Source organism: Xenorhabdus beddingii, from assembly GCF_002127545.1.
GTDB classification, from domain to species: Bacteria; Pseudomonadota; Gammaproteobacteria; order Enterobacterales; family Enterobacteriaceae; genus Xenorhabdus; species Xenorhabdus beddingii.
Map to the genome: position 1 here is coordinate 1 of NZ_MUBK01000042.1, position 13,451 is coordinate 13,451.

Annotated in this window: 25 protein-coding genes; 14 read left to right on the top strand and 11 right to left on the bottom strand. The window is 43.7% G+C overall.

What is annotated here, in order from left to right:
• Positions 1 to 176: 176 nt before the first annotated feature.
• The 11 genes from Xbed_RS17175 to Xbed_RS17220 all read right to left on the bottom strand — a co-directional run bounded on the left by Xbed_RS17175 (position 177) and on the right by Xbed_RS17220 (position 6,118).
• Positions 177 to 674, bottom strand: a complete 498-nt coding sequence (locus tag Xbed_RS17175) for an antiterminator Q family protein (RefSeq protein WP_086114068.1) — start codon at positions 672 to 674, stop codon at positions 177 to 179.
• On the bottom strand, positions 671 to 868 hold the full coding sequence (locus Xbed_RS17180; protein WP_086114069.1) for a hypothetical protein: 198 nt from the start codon (positions 866 to 868) through the stop codon (positions 671 to 673). Before Xbed_RS17180 ends, Xbed_RS17175 begins: the two co-directional genes overlap by 4 nt.
• Positions 865 to 1,455: a recombination protein NinG gene (locus Xbed_RS17185; protein WP_086114070.1), complete on the bottom strand. Its 591-nt coding sequence runs from the start codon at positions 1,453 to 1,455 to the stop codon at positions 865 to 867. Before Xbed_RS17185 ends, Xbed_RS17180 begins: the two co-directional genes overlap by 4 nt.
• Positions 1,456 to 1,524: 69 nt before the next feature.
• Entirely contained in the window at positions 1,525 to 2,193 is a 669-nt protein-coding gene (locus tag Xbed_RS17190; RefSeq protein WP_086114071.1) for a metallophosphoesterase, read from the bottom strand.
• A complete protein-coding gene (locus Xbed_RS17195; RefSeq protein ID WP_086114072.1) occupies positions 2,190 to 2,633 on the bottom strand; it encodes a YbcN family protein in 444 nt (147 codons plus the stop codon). The genes Xbed_RS17190 and Xbed_RS17195 overlap by 4 nt, the downstream gene beginning before the upstream one ends.
• Before the next feature lie 12 nt (positions 2,634 to 2,645).
• Positions 2,646 to 2,939: a DUF2591 family protein gene (locus tag Xbed_RS17200; protein ID WP_139837517.1), complete on the bottom strand. Its 294-nt coding sequence runs from the start codon at positions 2,937 to 2,939 to the stop codon at positions 2,646 to 2,648.
• Positions 2,936 to 3,205, bottom strand: a complete 270-nt coding sequence (locus tag Xbed_RS17205; RefSeq protein WP_086114073.1) for a hypothetical protein — start codon at positions 3,203 to 3,205, stop codon at positions 2,936 to 2,938. Before Xbed_RS17205 ends, Xbed_RS17200 begins: the two co-directional genes overlap by 4 nt.
• Before the next feature lies 1 nt (position 3,206).
• Positions 3,207 to 4,613: a replicative DNA helicase gene (locus Xbed_RS17210; protein WP_244182537.1), complete on the bottom strand. Its 1,407-nt coding sequence runs from the start codon at positions 4,611 to 4,613 to the stop codon at positions 3,207 to 3,209.
• Positions 4,594 to 5,553, bottom strand: coding sequence for a replication protein (locus tag Xbed_RS20010; RefSeq protein ID WP_208612268.1), 960 nt, complete (start codon positions 5,551 to 5,553; stop codon positions 4,594 to 4,596). The genes Xbed_RS17210 and Xbed_RS20010 overlap by 20 nt, the downstream gene beginning before the upstream one ends.
• Positions 5,546 to 5,713 carry a hypothetical protein gene (locus Xbed_RS19805; protein ID WP_167371940.1) on the bottom strand — a complete coding sequence of 56 codons (168 nt, stop codon included), beginning with the start codon at positions 5,711 to 5,713 and terminating at the stop codon, positions 5,546 to 5,548. The genes Xbed_RS20010 and Xbed_RS19805 overlap by 8 nt, the downstream gene beginning before the upstream one ends.
• A 57-nt stretch (positions 5,714 to 5,770) precedes the next feature.
• On the bottom strand, positions 5,771 to 6,118 hold the full coding sequence (locus Xbed_RS17220) for a CII family transcriptional regulator (protein WP_086114074.1): 348 nt from the start codon (positions 6,116 to 6,118) through the stop codon (positions 5,771 to 5,773).
• Positions 6,119 to 6,589: 471 nt separating this feature from the next.
• Between Xbed_RS17220 and Xbed_RS17230 the strand changes: the two genes are divergently transcribed.
• The 14 genes from Xbed_RS17230 to Xbed_RS17290 all read left to right on the top strand — a co-directional run.
• The gene (locus Xbed_RS17230; protein ID WP_086114076.1) at positions 6,590 to 7,294 is read left to right on the top strand and encodes a S24 family peptidase; all 705 of its coding nucleotides are present in this window, start codon (positions 6,590 to 6,592) and stop codon (positions 7,292 to 7,294) included.
• A gap of 121 nt (positions 7,295 to 7,415) precedes the next feature.
• The gene (locus Xbed_RS17235; protein WP_086114077.1) at positions 7,416 to 7,763 is read left to right on the top strand and encodes a hypothetical protein; all 348 of its coding nucleotides are present in this window, start codon (positions 7,416 to 7,418) and stop codon (positions 7,761 to 7,763) included.
• Positions 7,747 to 8,262 carry a hypothetical protein gene (locus tag Xbed_RS17240; RefSeq protein ID WP_086114078.1) on the top strand — a complete coding sequence of 172 codons (516 nt, stop codon included), beginning with the start codon at positions 7,747 to 7,749 and terminating at the stop codon, positions 8,260 to 8,262. Before Xbed_RS17235 ends, Xbed_RS17240 begins: the two co-directional genes overlap by 17 nt.
• A gap of 423 nt (positions 8,263 to 8,685) precedes the next feature.
• Positions 8,686 to 8,991 carry a hypothetical protein gene (locus Xbed_RS17245; RefSeq protein ID WP_139837518.1) on the top strand — a complete coding sequence of 102 codons (306 nt, stop codon included), beginning with the start codon at positions 8,686 to 8,688 and terminating at the stop codon, positions 8,989 to 8,991.
• A gap of 2 nt (positions 8,992 to 8,993) precedes the next feature.
• The gene (locus Xbed_RS19810) at positions 8,994 to 9,152 is read left to right on the top strand and encodes a hypothetical protein (RefSeq protein WP_167371941.1); all 159 of its coding nucleotides are present in this window, start codon (positions 8,994 to 8,996) and stop codon (positions 9,150 to 9,152) included.
• A gap of 76 nt (positions 9,153 to 9,228) precedes the next feature.
• Positions 9,229 to 9,507 (top strand): hypothetical protein, encoded by a 279-nt coding sequence (locus Xbed_RS17250; RefSeq protein WP_086114079.1) that lies wholly within the window; start codon positions 9,229 to 9,231, stop codon positions 9,505 to 9,507.
• A gap of 50 nt (positions 9,508 to 9,557) precedes the next feature.
• Positions 9,558 to 9,794: a hypothetical protein gene (locus tag Xbed_RS17255; RefSeq protein WP_086114080.1), complete on the top strand. Its 237-nt coding sequence runs from the start codon at positions 9,558 to 9,560 to the stop codon at positions 9,792 to 9,794.
• Positions 9,795 to 9,808: 14 nt separating this feature from the next.
• Positions 9,809 to 10,222 (top strand): hypothetical protein, encoded by a 414-nt coding sequence (locus Xbed_RS17260; RefSeq protein WP_139837519.1) that lies wholly within the window; start codon positions 9,809 to 9,811, stop codon positions 10,220 to 10,222.
• A gap of 123 nt (positions 10,223 to 10,345) precedes the next feature.
• Positions 10,346 to 10,594 carry a hypothetical protein gene (locus tag Xbed_RS17265; RefSeq protein ID WP_139837520.1) on the top strand — a complete coding sequence of 83 codons (249 nt, stop codon included), beginning with the start codon at positions 10,346 to 10,348 and terminating at the stop codon, positions 10,592 to 10,594.
• Positions 10,591 to 10,860, top strand: a complete 270-nt coding sequence (locus tag Xbed_RS17270) for a hypothetical protein (RefSeq protein ID WP_086114083.1) — start codon at positions 10,591 to 10,593, stop codon at positions 10,858 to 10,860. Before Xbed_RS17265 ends, Xbed_RS17270 begins: the two co-directional genes overlap by 4 nt.
• Positions 10,857 to 11,669 carry a PD-(D/E)XK nuclease-like domain-containing protein gene (locus tag Xbed_RS17275; protein WP_086114084.1) on the top strand — a complete coding sequence of 271 codons (813 nt, stop codon included), beginning with the start codon at positions 10,857 to 10,859 and terminating at the stop codon, positions 11,667 to 11,669. The genes Xbed_RS17270 and Xbed_RS17275 overlap by 4 nt, the downstream gene beginning before the upstream one ends.
• A 1-nt stretch (position 11,670) precedes the next feature.
• Positions 11,671 to 12,549 carry a RecT family recombinase gene (locus tag Xbed_RS17280; protein ID WP_086114085.1) on the top strand — a complete coding sequence of 293 codons (879 nt, stop codon included), beginning with the start codon at positions 11,671 to 11,673 and terminating at the stop codon, positions 12,547 to 12,549.
• A gap of 251 nt (positions 12,550 to 12,800) precedes the next feature.
• Entirely contained in the window at positions 12,801 to 13,088 is a 288-nt protein-coding gene (locus tag Xbed_RS17285) for a hypothetical protein (RefSeq protein WP_086114086.1), read from the top strand.
• Between the two features lie 19 nt (positions 13,089 to 13,107).
• Positions 13,108 to 13,451: zinc-finger-containing protein (locus tag Xbed_RS17290; RefSeq protein WP_086114089.1), on the top strand; the 344-nt coding region annotated here is incomplete at its 3' end.

Sequence of the window (13,451 nt, forward strand, 5' to 3'; positions counted from 1 at the left end):
GAATTCATCTTTCATGGGTGTTTTTACCCCGATCAGTTGTCAACCCTAAGTTGACTACGGGTAGATGTGAAAAAGCCCCGCGAGTGCGAGGCTTGGAATCTGGTTAGGTCACCCTAAGAAACATGTAAGGCGAGCTTACCTGATTAGTATTGCTAATTTGCTAAAGGGTGTCAAGGTCAAAATTCGGCAATTTTCTGAATTTTCGCTACATGTTTGCGTTCATTCATTGCAGTTCGAAGCGGAAAATAAATTAACCACTGAGCCGCTTTCAGCTTTTCATCAACCTCATTTCTGCAAGTTCCGAAAGATGGCTTTCTAAACTTGTTACCTCCCCTTGTTTGCATTTTGCGTGGTTTTGCGACCTCGTGATAGTAAGATGATATTGCGTGCTTAGATAAGCAATGAGCGTAATAACTAAGAAGAATGCCGTAAGCCTGTGCGTCAGTGGCGATAACAGAATCGACGACCTGAGAAATCAACATTCCGTCATCGTCACTGCACATAGGTCTGCTCATATCTTTATCTGGTTCTACACCTTGCATGAATTTATAAATCATATTGAATTGACGCCTATCCAGTCTTCCTGAATACACCCACGCTCCCCAGAGGTTTAACCAGCTATCAACCCAGTCAAACTGTTCCTTGGTGAGTTCTTTCTCTCCCGAATAACTCATTTTACCCCCGGCAATACTGTGTGATACCTGTCGTGACGTGTTGAATACATCACCCTCAATTGTTCCCGCATGACCCATCGCTCAGTGAGGACTGCCATTCCTGTATCTCTCTGGACAATAGCAAATGGCCGTCCCGCCTCTCTGTGGCGGTATCGAGCCTCCTCAATGGCTGCGGTTAGGTCGGTGAATGTCATGCAGCCTCCTGCGCCCGCAACTCCTTGAGCTTCTTCCGGTATTCCTCCCTGATAGACTTACATTCCTCAATCGTCCACCGATGGCGATCATGATTGGATTCGATGTCCTCGACTGGTTCCAGACCAATGCGCCGGATTAACTCCACCCGATACGGAACCAAATTGCCTGATTTGTGCTGATTACATACGAGACATTGGCGTTGAATATTCCGTTCATCAAATCTCAGTTGAGGTGCTGCGGCCGTTGTCCGGTAATGACCCGCATCCCATTGGGCAGAGGTGAACGTGCCACAGGAAACACAGGGCAGGTCTCTGTCTCGTTCTCTGATATAGGCGTTTACGGCTTTCTGTGCTTGTTGAATCCAGTAACTGCGGGGTTTTACTGCGAGTTTGCGGGCTTTGAGTTTATCTCGGGCTAATTTCTGCTTAACGGTGTTATCTTTCTTGCGTCGTCGCTCTAATTCCTCTCGTTTTTTCTGTTCCTGCTTCTTCGCTCTGGTTATTGCACATTGTATTGAGCATGTATTTTGTAATTGTCGTTCCGGTTCGTACCATGAACTACATTCCCTGCATTTCCGTTTTCTCACCTTATCCCCCTAACACCAGTCCCATCATCAGCATGACTGCTATCCAAAAGAGTACGTATATGAGGTATTTCATTTGATTTGCTCCACATGCAACCCATATCCAAATACTGCGCCAGTATCGATATAACATTGGTTCCAGATCTGTTTGGTTGTCGGTGCTGGAGTATGTCCGAATATAAACAGATCAGCGCCCGTAATTTCTCCACTGATTCCATCACCAGAGTCATAAACCCGGTCTCGGCTCCAAGTGACTGATTGCCAATCAACCTCTTTACCGAATTCATATTTGTTATCTGGGTAGTCAGCGTGGGCGATGATGATTTTCTTGTAGCCTGTGTTCACCTCGATAATCAGCGGCAATTGTTCCGCTGTTGCCAACAGAGCCTTTGCCAATACCTCCTGTTCATAATCCAAATGCAGGAACCACTGACCTCCGTTGTAAAACCACAGGTCGCTATCACCATTGTGGAACAGTGCATCTATCGCCATTTGCTCATGGTTACCTCGAACAGCCCTGAACCACCGTTGCGTTATCAGGTCGAGACATTCGACATTTCGATCCCCCCTATCAATGAGGTCACCTACAGATATCAATAAATCATTTTCATAATCAAAATCAATGCATTGCAATCTGTCCATCAGCAACTGATAGCATCCATGCAGGTCTCCAACTACAAAAATACGCTGATATTGATCACCATTGATTTTCAGGTAATTTCCGTTTCTAATTTCGCTCACCGTTCCTGCTCCCTTTTGAGTCGCATATACTCTGAGTCTTCCGGTATTGTCACAAAACAACCGATGCCCGCTGCCCATTGCTCAATTTGCTCCATGAATCGAAACATCTCGCCCGTGTCCAGTTTGGCTGTCTGGCGAAGCGTCCTGACATGTTCAACCTCCTGCGTTCTGGCATCAATCCGACCAATTACCTCATAACCCAGAAACGTGTGTTTGAGCATGTCTTTCACGTCTGCTGGTGAATAGTTCCCGCCTTTCGATTTCAGATAGCGACTAATCTCGCCGAACCACATATGGGCGGTAGCGTTCTGAGATAGGCTTCTGGTGTTTTTCCACGGCTTGATGATGATTCGGTGAGGTTGGTTTGTAGCGAGAACTTCTTTGAGATGCTGCCATGCGGCGTTTTTAGTTGATTCATGGAATAGAAAATTATATTCCACTCCTAACCTCCGTTATAACCCCTCATAAGTTGCATTTTCTGCACACCAGTTCCGCATTTCTGCACTGTCAATACAGGGTGGCTCTTGCTTTGACTTATGCCCTGCCCACCAATACCAACCGCTACGATGCTCTGCTGTACCACATTTTTTACAGAGATGAACTCGGCACATTTCTGACCACTGGTAATCATGACCCGCTGAATTGTTCAGTTGTTCAATTGCTGTTCTTGGCATCGTTGTACGGGTTGCTCTAGCTACAGCCCAGTCCAATGCACGGCCTGTCAGTTCACTCGTTTTGATTTTCATTCTGCCTCCAGATGCTCAATAAAAATTGCGTACACGCCATCGATTTCCCAAAACCGCCCCCTCTTATCGGTCATCTCATACCACAGTCCAGGATTCAATTTTCCGGTCACTCGTCTGGATCTGACGAAATAGCCATCTCGATTCGGGTTGGATTCACCAGCCCACGGATTGCGCATGTGGTCACCAAACTGCGGCTGACGTCCATTGTTGATTTTGACGGCAGAGGCTGCCCTTTCTTTTTCAAGTTCATGTAGATCTAGACTCATCTCAAAAGTCCTTCCTGTGGGGTTTATTGGGTTTATCTTCATTCCGCTTGGCTCTTCGCTCACCCTCGAGCTGATCGATAGAAAACAGACTCAGCCCTTTTTGTTCGATATAGGTCGTTCCAGCCTTACCATGACGATTGAGGCGTAATATCAGCTCTGTCAGCGTCTGGTCTGATTTTTCGTGATACACCGAATCACGGTAAACCCCCATCCAGTAATCACAATCCTGTTCAATCTGGCCTGTATCACGGCTGTCGGATGGCATGGGGCGCTTATTGGCTCGTTCCTCAATATTCCGGTTAAGCTGGGTCAGCAGAACGACAACGGTATCCAGCTCTTTCGCCAGTATCTTGAGTCCCTTGGTGATGTTTCCGTAGGCGATATCATTTCGGTCTGCCTTTTCGGTCTTCATCAGAGTCAGATAGTCAACACCGATAAACCCTATTTTACCGACTCGACGCTTAATCTTGCGGCACTGTGACTGAATGTGGGCAAATGACATGCCAGGGGTATCATCAATCCAGATATTAGGCGTGTCTTTCAGTTCACCGATCGCCTTGCTGAGTAACGCCCATTCATAATCATCCTCAGCACCGCCATATAATGCGTCAGAACTCACTCCTGATTTCTGACTGACCATGCGTTCAAATAATTGCTCATCAGTCATCTCCATACTGAACAGCAGGACGGGATGCCCGTCATCCGCAACGTTCTTTGCCATCTCAGTTAATACCGTGGTTTTACCCATTTTTGGGCGAGCACCAATGACAAACAGAGAACCGTTAGCGATAAATCTGGGGGCTAGCATTTCGTCAAAATCCCGGAAGCCGGTCTTGAGTCCTCTGTGCAGTTCGGGGTTGTTAAATCTCGCCTCCAGCTTTTCGAAAAAACGTTCAGCAATTTCACTCATGGGTTTTAAACCCGTTTTATTCCCAGTAGCGACATTTTCCACAGCCTCACCCATCAGACGCTGTGCTATGTCCATCTTCTCGGCAAATGTGAGTGTACTGGGAGTCATCAACAATCGTTGAATCTCATTGGTTTTCTCAATGGCGTAACGTTCAGCAGCAGCCTCACGGATCTTCTTGGCGTAGGCCACGATATTAGCTGTAGTCGGTGTATTTTTTGCCACCTCAGCCAGATACGCGAATCCGCCTGTATTATCCGATTTCCCGGCATTCTTGAGAGCATCATCAACGGTGATGATATCTATCGGTTGATGTCGAGTATTCATAGTGCGCATTTCGGCATAAATGATCCCGTGATGACGGCCATAGAAATTATCCGGGGTCAGCATTGAAAACACACGTTGAGAGTTGTCGCTTTGGGGGTCTAGCAGTAATGCGCCCAGCACGCTTTGCTCTGCTTCGGTACTGTGGGGCACTTGGTTAATTCCGGTTGCGGTCATTGGCTCTATCCTCCTTAACAGATACGTAACATTGGTCAGTGATCAGATAATCCAGATTTTTAGCTCTCCAGTAGCCACCCTTGCCATTGGGTCTATCCTCCATCATCCAGCGGCAATGCTCAGCGATGTAACTCAGATAGCCTTTCCAGTTCTCCAGAGTAAATGGCCTCTGGTGCTGGGTTTGATACTCCTTGTTGGCTTTCTGCCAGAACGTGCGCATCTTGGACTTTCTGCCGTCTCGCAGGACAGTGATCCTAGCCATTTCAGGCAATATTTCGTGATAGGCGTCGATCATGGCTTGGTAGGGAACAGAGATTGTTTTCTTAGACTGAGATTGCTTGACTGGCTGTGGCGGGTCGTTTTCGTCAGAAAACTTACCAACATCGTTAGATGTTATATATTCTTGTTCTAATACATTCTTACTCTGTTTGACCTGATTTGTTACCAGCTTTGTTACCTGACCACCGCTCAATGCCGCGTCATTACTGGGTTTGTTTGTTACCTGATTAGTGACCTCGTTTGTTACCTCAAAAATACCCTGATATTGGGTATAATTTGTGATAGTGATCACTGTTCCGTGACGGTTTCCTTTGAAGGTTAACATGCCCTCAGAAGAGAAAAATTCGAGCATATCCCTGACCTGCTTAGGACTCTTCTCATTCCCTTTGGCATCTTTCAACTTTCTGGCTAATAACGGTATTTTTGTTACCAATTGCCCCGTATCCAGATCCCAATCTATACCGCCAAATTCAACACGCCTAGGCTTGTGCTGAGCCTTCCCCAGCAATCTAACCCATAATGCTAATTTAGCTGTGTCATCAGCCCATCCACTGGACAGAAGACTCCTGAACAGTGCAAAGTGCCCCTGTTTTTGGTTTTCCATCCGTGCGCTCCTTGAAGCCGCGTTAGCGCCAAAATCAGCATATGCAACATTACTCATGGCGTTTCCCTCCGGTCAGTTCCTCGCGGTGCTCCAGACGCAATTTGGCATCCTCCAGAGCATTACGCAGTTGTTTGACTCCCTGCTCGGTAACCTGACGGGCTGTTTCCTCACGCCTGATATTTTTATGCACAGCGATGTGATTAAATCTATTTTTCATGTATAATTACTCCTGTGAAATGTTGTCGATAAGAGGCTTGCATACCTTGCTTATTGACTAAATCGACATCTCAAGTTGCATTTCAGAAGCCTCAGTTGTTACCGCAACTGGGGTTTTTCTTTTTGGGTATCGGATATGTTCCAGTACCGCTATCAACTTCTCTGCGTCTTCCCTGTTGATCACCACGTTTGTATCGGGTGAGTCATATTCAATGGCAACCAAGAACCGTGCCATTTTCTCAATGAAACTGAGTTCGGCGACTTTTTGCGGGCGCTGCCAGCGAGTGATCTGTGATTCGTGAAGCCCAATTATTTTTGCTACGTTCCGTGAGCCTTTGAGCACGAGCTTGTTAAGTAGCTCGCTTTCTTTGTCCCTAAATAATTTGCTGTAACTTGCATGTTCCATGCTTAAACTGTCCTAAAGTGAAATTTGATTAACTTTGTTTAATAAAAATACAGGTATATCAACTATCCTGAGATAGATGATGGTTAATTGCCCTAACACATATTCAGGGCGCTAGCGATGTTAAAGAGCGGTAATGATTAAGCTGCTAATTCAGGCCATGTCTTTACCCAGTCAGAATGGAGATCTTTACGAGTGACTAGGCCGTTACTGTTTTTTTCAATAAGTACGCATAGGCTGGCTCCCAGTTTTTTCTTGGTAGAAATCGCATTACGCAAGTAGCCAACCGTTGTTTTGCACTTTGCGGCGAAGGATCTTCTCTCCTCCACTGTTAGTGCGTTTAAAAATATCCGTAGCTTGTCCATTTGTTGTCCTTTGCTTACCTAAACACAATATAAATATACCTATAGGTAAATAAAATGTCTATACCCATAGGCAATTTACCAGTAGGTATTTTTGAACGATGATTGAACCATGAACACAGAACTTGATTTGTATGAAATTAGAAGAAAAAAACTCCAAGAGCTTGTTTCTCAGTATGAGACGCAAGAAGAATTTTCTCGCGCAATAGGCAAGGATAAATCTTACGTCTCCCGTATGCTGTATCCCCCAACAAAATCTGGATACAAAAGAATAGGAGACAAAATGGTTCAAGCTATCCAAAAAGCTCTCAATCTTCCTGCTGGCTGGCTGGATGGTATAGTTGATACGGCAGTGTCCATTGAACCAAAACGCGATTTCCAATACTACAAAGTTGAAGTATTTGATGTGCAAGCAAGTGCGGGAAGAGGCGTTATGGTTCGAGATGAGTTTATTGAAACAATCCGTTCTATTGAGTACACGAGCGGAGAAGCAAAGTCACTATTTAGTGGTAGGCCAGCAGAGCATATAAAAATGATTGCTGTTAATGGTGATTCGATGGCCGGCACATTTGAGTCTAAGGATCAGATATTTGTCGATGTTTCAGTGAAGCATTTCGATGGGGATGGGATATATATTTTTGTTCTTGGTAATCAGATATATATAAAGAGGTTACAGCTACAATACAAAAAAATGGCGATTATTTCAGACAACAAAAAGTATGAGACTTGGTACTTAGATGAACATGAAGCTAACGAGCTTTTTATTCAAGGAAAAGTTTTGGTTAGTCAATCACGCGCGTACAAATTTCACGGTTAACACTACAGGTCGCATTTCGCGGCCTAATAATATCTTGAATGCCCCTCTTACTGGATTAATACGTAGTCTAGATCGTTTGCTTAATTATCAATCTATGAAATATTAAAAATCAGGAGGTTAAATGGCTCCAATGGATGCAAATCTCACGCTTATTACAGCCGAAAGATTAAGTGAATATTTTGAATCAAAAAGAGTTTCACCACACTGTAGCCTTTGTGGTCATCTTCATTTCACTGTCCCTCAAGTTGGGGTAACTGGAGTAGCGGCTGCTGGAATGAGAATCGGTCCTTACGTTAATGTCATTAAAGCAGAAAGCATATATCATGAAGATACAAATAATTACTATATTTCAATTATTTGTAAAAATTGTGGCAATGTAGTAATGATAGATTCACTGCAAATTCTTGAATGGTTAAAGCAAAGATACCCTGCTATCATGGAGAAAGGCAGTAATGAACAAACCAAATAATGTGTATTTAATGAGAGGGGATTTGCCATCTAAAAGAAATGGCAATGATGGTGGAGGTGGAGATATGGAATCACGAGTAGCAAGATTAGAATCAGACGTTGAACATATCAAAACTACCATGAACGATATGAAGTCCGATCTGAAATCAGTTACCAATGATGTTGGTGTAATGAAAACCGATGTTGCTTTAATACTGCAAAAGATGGACAGCTTATCTTCAACTGTAGAAAGCAAGGCTAATAGTAGTGATGTTGCTTTAATACTACAGAAGATGGGTGATATTTCTTCGTCTGTAGACAAGAAAGCAAATTTTGATCAAATGGCAGATCTTGATAGTAAAGTTTCCAAAAGACCTACAGAAGAACAAATAGATCTGAAAATCTCAAAAGTAGAAACAAAAATCGGTGACCTTAAGATATGGATTTTGACCATATTACTATTTTCAATAGCCATGCCAGTCATTATGTTTTTGCTAAACCTCTACATGAGGAAGCCCTAAAAATCAACTGAAGCCCTCCCCGCGAGGGCTTTTTTTGTCCTCCTTTCTTTTTGCATCCATCTCTTGATCGATCAGTGACCGCAATCACATTTTAAAAACAACATGTAAAAAAAATACCTGAAATTTCAATCAGGTAAACTTTTTTTTGAATTTTGTTTACCTTTGGGTATTTACAATCAGATTACCCATGGGTATATTTAAATCCATCAACGGCACACAGCCGAAAGATAAAAGCAGTATCCGCTCTTTAAAAATACGGCGCTCTGAATATGTGTTAGAGCAAACCCCACTGAGTAGGTTTTGGGGTGTGGTGATTAGCCCAAAAATATAGATTCCTTGCAGCGGAGTGAACCGTGCGACAAACACGGCTGCGGTAATCAGGTGACCGCCACCACACCACCAAAACTTACTTACGGAGGCAATATGGCAAAGATTTTGAAAAGTAATCGACCTGCAAATGCTAAAACCCGTCGTTTAGCAAAGCAAAACGAATATTGGGATAGAAAGCGGGCTGAATACGAAGCCAAACCAATAAGCCGCTCAGTGGAAGAAATTTGGGATTCAATCATTAGACCAGTAGACGAAACTGACGTACTGGCAAATCTGGTGATTGGATTGAATAAAGACATTAAGGATGATGGCAACAGCGGATCTTGCTGCATGAGTGAAGTAGCTCTCTACTCAACCAAGCATTACAGCAAAAAATTAGCAGTTACCGCGAGGGTTTAAAAATGGATATCAAATTCATCAACGAGGTTCGCGCCTCTTTAAAACGTTGCCGCACCAACGCCATTCGTTTTCGTCACGATGATTTTTTGCGTAAGCACAGTATCGAGTTGGCATTATCAAAACGCAGGTTCATTCGTGATGTGACAGCAATTTATGGTTAACTAATTACAGCTCATTTCCGAGTGGGCTGTGGTGAGTTTAATACGAATAACTGGACGAATAACTGAGGATATTGTTATGCAGCTAATCCATACTATTCATAAAAAAACAACTATTGTTCGCATAGTTGCGACAATGAACCACGGTAGTGGTTTGTCAGAATCTATTAGTGTGGATGTATTTAAAAAAAATATTGACGACTCTAAATTTATTCTGTGTGGGAATAATCCTCATCCTGAATGGCGTCAGATGTCTGTAAATGAATATATTCAATATGGTCGTCCTGAGAAATTCAAATATGTTACTCACGCAGAAATAATCAGAGTTGTTAGAGAACTACGGAGTCAAAATATATAACAGCCTCGCCAATGCGGGGCTTTTTATTACCTGAATATAGGAAAATAACAATGTCAGAATTTACGTTAGAAATAAAATTAGCGCTCGATGATAACGATGATAACGATGAAGTGAAATTGAGTACTAAAAGTAATTACACTTCAGGCCTTAAAACAGTTTATTTTGCGAATATGACTCAAGCATTGCAACGGCTAGTGCAAGGCGATTTACAAAACAAGGTCGAGATTGCCTCCGAAATAGCTTATTTAGTAAAAAAATTATCTAATTGTCATTGTGATGAGGAATGATTGGGAGAATAGCAATGCCTAAACATATTCACGCCGATTTAATCATGGAGTATGCGAAAATAGCGCAGGAAACTGATAAACCGTGGGAACATTTTGAATATTTTCAACCCGATCCTCTTGACGACAGTCTTGCCGATTGGGTTCAATGCCGGAAGCCAATCTCGTTTTATTCTAATTTCGAATACCGCCTAAAACCCCGCACTATTCGGATTGGATTAATGGATGTACCGGAACCCGTGAGGGAGCCATTGGAATTGGACGCAACATATTATGTTCCAAGACTGCACAGTACCAGTGCAATAACGGCAATTTATCGTTGGGATGGTGTGTGTTTTGATAATGCAATGCTCGAACGTGGTTTTGTCCACCTCGACCGCGAATCTGCTGAAATACACGCTAGGGCGCTCATTAGTTTGACTCAGAAATAACCCCCAACATCAATAAACCCATTAATCGTTTTCACTAACGAGGGATTTCTACATGCGTAATAACATGCGCGACGGTATGGCAGTTGTGCCAACACAACCACAGGCAATCAGGAACAGGCGCGCATGGAAGCGCCGAATTGCATTATTTCTTATTTCAATCGTTGTATTTATTCCGGTTTAGGAGAAATAGCAATGTCATTAGCAACATTTCCAATTAAAAAACGCCACGGTATGGAAAAAATAGCGCGAATGGCTCAGGAATTAGAGCTAACCGAATTCGAGCTAAATTATCTCATGGATGAAATAAAAATTCGGCAATCCAAGGAACGGTTCAATCAACGCCCTCTCAAATTCGCCGAGGTGCCACTATGAGACACTACAGCAATCCCTATGCCGCACATGACGCACGGGATGATCGCAAATGTGAAGAGGCGGCATATGAGGACGCAGTTCTGGAGCGTCAGGGAGATGATGCTCTACGGCTATACAACAAACTACCAGAGGGAATGGAGTCTATTTTTTCATCTCAGATGAACAAAATATTCGGGGAACTATTTGACGAAGATGATGTCGATGGGTTGGTTAATGGTTTTTTGTATGAATTGAGTTTGTTGGAAGTGAAAAGGAGGCAAACATGAACCCCGGTATCTATTATGACATTTCCAACGAGGACTATCACAAAGGAGCGGGGGTGAGTAAGTCGCAATTGGATGATATCGCAATAAACCCGGCATTTTATAAATGGAAGAAAAATGCCCCTATCGACACGGAGAAGTTAACAGCGCTGGATATGGGAACCGCTCTGCATTGCCTGTTGCTGGAACCAAATGAGTTCCCAAAAAGATTTATTTCCGCACCGCAATTTAACCGTCGCACCAATGCAGGAAAGGAAGAAGAAAAGCAGTTTTTGGAAGAGTGCAAAAACACAGGGAAAACTATCATGGACTATGAGCAGCACAGGAAGCTGAAAATTATGTGCGAAAGCGTGATGGCGCACCATGCGGCGAGATATTTCTTGGAAGCTGAAGGATATTGTGAAGCATCAATTTACTGGAATGACTCAGACACGGATGAGTTATGCAGGATTAGACCCGATAAGTTTTTAGCTAACCAACCCGTCATTCTTGATGTGAAAAAAGTTGCAGACATGGATAGATTTTCACGCCATGTCGAAGAATTTCGCTACCATGTACAAAACGCAATGTATCAGGAAGGTTATTTGCGTCATTTCAATGAACTGCCTGTTTTCCTATTTATCGCCGTCAGTGAAACTGTTGATTGCGCCCGTTATCCGGTTCGTGTCTACGAATTGAATTCTGAAGATGTTGATGTCGGATTTAATTTATTTAAGCAGAACCTAAAAACATTCCATGAGTGTCGTATCAATGATGATTGGGGCGGCATAGAACCAATCTCACGCCCTGACTGGGCTAAACGGAGGGATTAATATGTCTCAAGAAATTACTACCATAAATTCAGAAGCGGATACTTCCACTGCAATTTTTAGCCCAACCGGATTACAAAAGTTGCAAGCGTTTGCTGAAATCATGGCTCAGGGAGTGGCGACCGTTCCGAAGCACTTAGCGGGTAAACCAGCGGATTGCCTGGCGGTGGCTTTGCAAGCTGCTCAATGGCGGATGAATCCCTATGCTGTGGCACAAAAGACACATCTTGTTAATGGCGTCTTAGGTTACGAAGCGCAACTCGTTAATGCCGTGGTCACGAGTTCTAAAGCTGTAACTGGCAGATTCCATTACAAATATGGAGGAGACTGGGGAAAGATAACCAGCACTAAGAGCAAATCAGATGAAATAGGTTTGTTTGTTCAGGTTGGCGCAGTTCTTCATGGTGAAGAAGAAATCACTTGGGGTGAACCACTTTATCTTTTTGATATTACGACAAGAAATTCCCCGCTTTGGAAGACAGCACCAAAGCAGCAGATCGCGTATCTGGCTGTGAAATATTGGGCGCGGCTTTATTGTCCAGAGGTGATTTTAGGCGTCTACACTCCTGACGAGTTTGATTCAGAACCTCGCGCAGCGCGTGATATTACACCAAAAACAACGAAACAGTCTTTGAACAATCTCATTAACAGCAAGCCTCAGCAGGAAGAAAAGAAGACCGAGGAGCGTACGCCAGACGAATTGCTTTGTGATTTTACCGAGGCGGCTAATTGCGCCAAAAGCACAGAAGAACTCGATAAGTTCTATAAGTACAGCGCAAAATTTTTAGCTAATCACGCCGAGCATCTGGAAAAAGCAACAGATGTCTACCAAATCCGTAAAGACGAGCTTAACGGTGGTGTAAATGACCACGGAACCGAGTAAATATTTTCAGGGAAGACCGTGTCCACACGGGCACACGGAAAGATTTGTAGCAAATGGAAAATGTGTCACCTGTAATCGTAAGTGGGCTAAAGAATATATAGACAGGAGGAATACAGGGAAGCCGTTAAAGCGCGGCAGAATATATCACCCCACCGATTTTCAACACCGAGTCACCGTGATCGGCAATCCAAATAGAAATATCTAACCCCATCAACCCATCACTCACGCTATTAACGGCGAGGAGAGCTATTGTGACTGTATCACTAATAAATAAAAAAAACGGCGAACCATCAATAGAACTAACTAACGGTAATTGGTTTGAAATTTTGGATATCCCCGGAATGGAAAGGCTCATTGATACCGAGCATTTTTGTGATTCCGTAGAGGGCAATGCAAACACAGCCCAAAAAATGGCTGATTTAATTGCAAATTGGGCGCCATTAGATAAATGGGGGAATGGAGATCCGGAATTTCAGGAGAGATTAAAAAACCGGGTTGTTGAGTTCCTCCGAACCTGTGAGGGATTTTATACCTACTGATAAATTCGGGAGGCTGTTCATGCAGTACACCCCATGGCACCCTAGTAAATATGCAATACAACGAGTCAATGACCCGCTACCCATTCCCACTAAATGCCGTTATTGCTGCAACCCCGTAGAAATTGCCCATCACACGGAGGTGTTCGGGCGCATTCTCAGTGACCGCTGGCCGTGGCTCTACGTGTGCTGGTCATGTGATGCGCGCGTGGGTATGCATCCGAAAACGAATATCCCACTCGGAACATTGGCAGATTATTCAACACGGATAGCTCGCAGGGACGGTAAACAGGAGTTCGAGGAAATGAGGCACAAACGGAATTTGGAACGCACGGATGCGTATCAATGGCTGGCGTGGCGATTGGG

Coding starts and splice junctions, on each gene's coding strand:
- Xbed_RS17240 (WP_086114078.1), top strand. CDS start 7,747: ATGAACAAACCAAATAATGTGTATTTAATGAGAGGGGATTTGCCATCT.
- Xbed_RS17230 (WP_086114076.1), top strand. CDS start 6,590: ATGAACACAGAACTTGATTTGTATGAAATTAGAAGAAAAAAACTCCAA.
- Xbed_RS20010 (WP_208612268.1), bottom strand. CDS start 5,553: ATGAGTAATGTTGCATATGCTGATTTTGGCGCTAACGCGGCTTCAAGG.
- Xbed_RS17275 (WP_086114084.1), top strand. CDS start 10,857: ATGAACCCCGGTATCTATTATGACATTTCCAACGAGGACTATCACAAA.
- Xbed_RS19805 (WP_167371940.1), bottom strand. CDS start 5,713: ATGAAAAATAGATTTAATCACATCGCTGTGCATAAAAATATCAGGCGT.
- Xbed_RS17210 (WP_244182537.1), bottom strand. CDS start 4,613: ATGACCGCAACCGGAATTAACCAAGTGCCCCACAGTACCGAAGCAGAG.
- Xbed_RS17180 (WP_086114069.1), bottom strand. CDS start 868: ATGACATTCACCGACCTAACCGCAGCCATTGAGGAGGCTCGATACCGC.
- Xbed_RS17250 (WP_086114079.1), top strand. CDS start 9,229: ATGCAGCTAATCCATACTATTCATAAAAAAACAACTATTGTTCGCATA.
- Xbed_RS17235 (WP_086114077.1), top strand. CDS start 7,416: ATGGCTCCAATGGATGCAAATCTCACGCTTATTACAGCCGAAAGATTA.
- Xbed_RS17245 (WP_139837518.1), top strand. CDS start 8,686: ATGGCAAAGATTTTGAAAAGTAATCGACCTGCAAATGCTAAAACCCGT.
- Xbed_RS17205 (WP_086114073.1), bottom strand. CDS start 3,205: ATGAGTCTAGATCTACATGAACTTGAAAAAGAAAGGGCAGCCTCTGCC.
- Xbed_RS17255 (WP_086114080.1), top strand. CDS start 9,558: ATGTCAGAATTTACGTTAGAAATAAAATTAGCGCTCGATGATAACGAT.
- Xbed_RS17265 (WP_139837520.1), top strand. CDS start 10,346: ATGGAAGCGCCGAATTGCATTATTTCTTATTTCAATCGTTGTATTTAT.
- Xbed_RS17175 (WP_086114068.1), bottom strand. CDS start 674: ATGAGTTATTCGGGAGAGAAAGAACTCACCAAGGAACAGTTTGACTGG.
- Xbed_RS19810 (WP_167371941.1), top strand. CDS start 8,994: ATGGATATCAAATTCATCAACGAGGTTCGCGCCTCTTTAAAACGTTGC.
- Xbed_RS17260 (WP_139837519.1), top strand. CDS start 9,809: ATGCCTAAACATATTCACGCCGATTTAATCATGGAGTATGCGAAAATA.
- Xbed_RS17200 (WP_139837517.1), bottom strand. CDS start 2,939: ATGAAAATCAAAACGAGTGAACTGACAGGCCGTGCATTGGACTGGGCT.
- Xbed_RS17270 (WP_086114083.1), top strand. CDS start 10,591: ATGAGACACTACAGCAATCCCTATGCCGCACATGACGCACGGGATGAT.
- Xbed_RS17280 (WP_086114085.1), top strand. CDS start 11,671: ATGTCTCAAGAAATTACTACCATAAATTCAGAAGCGGATACTTCCACT.
- Xbed_RS17220 (WP_086114074.1), bottom strand. CDS start 6,118: ATGGAACATGCAAGTTACAGCAAATTATTTAGGGACAAAGAAAGCGAG.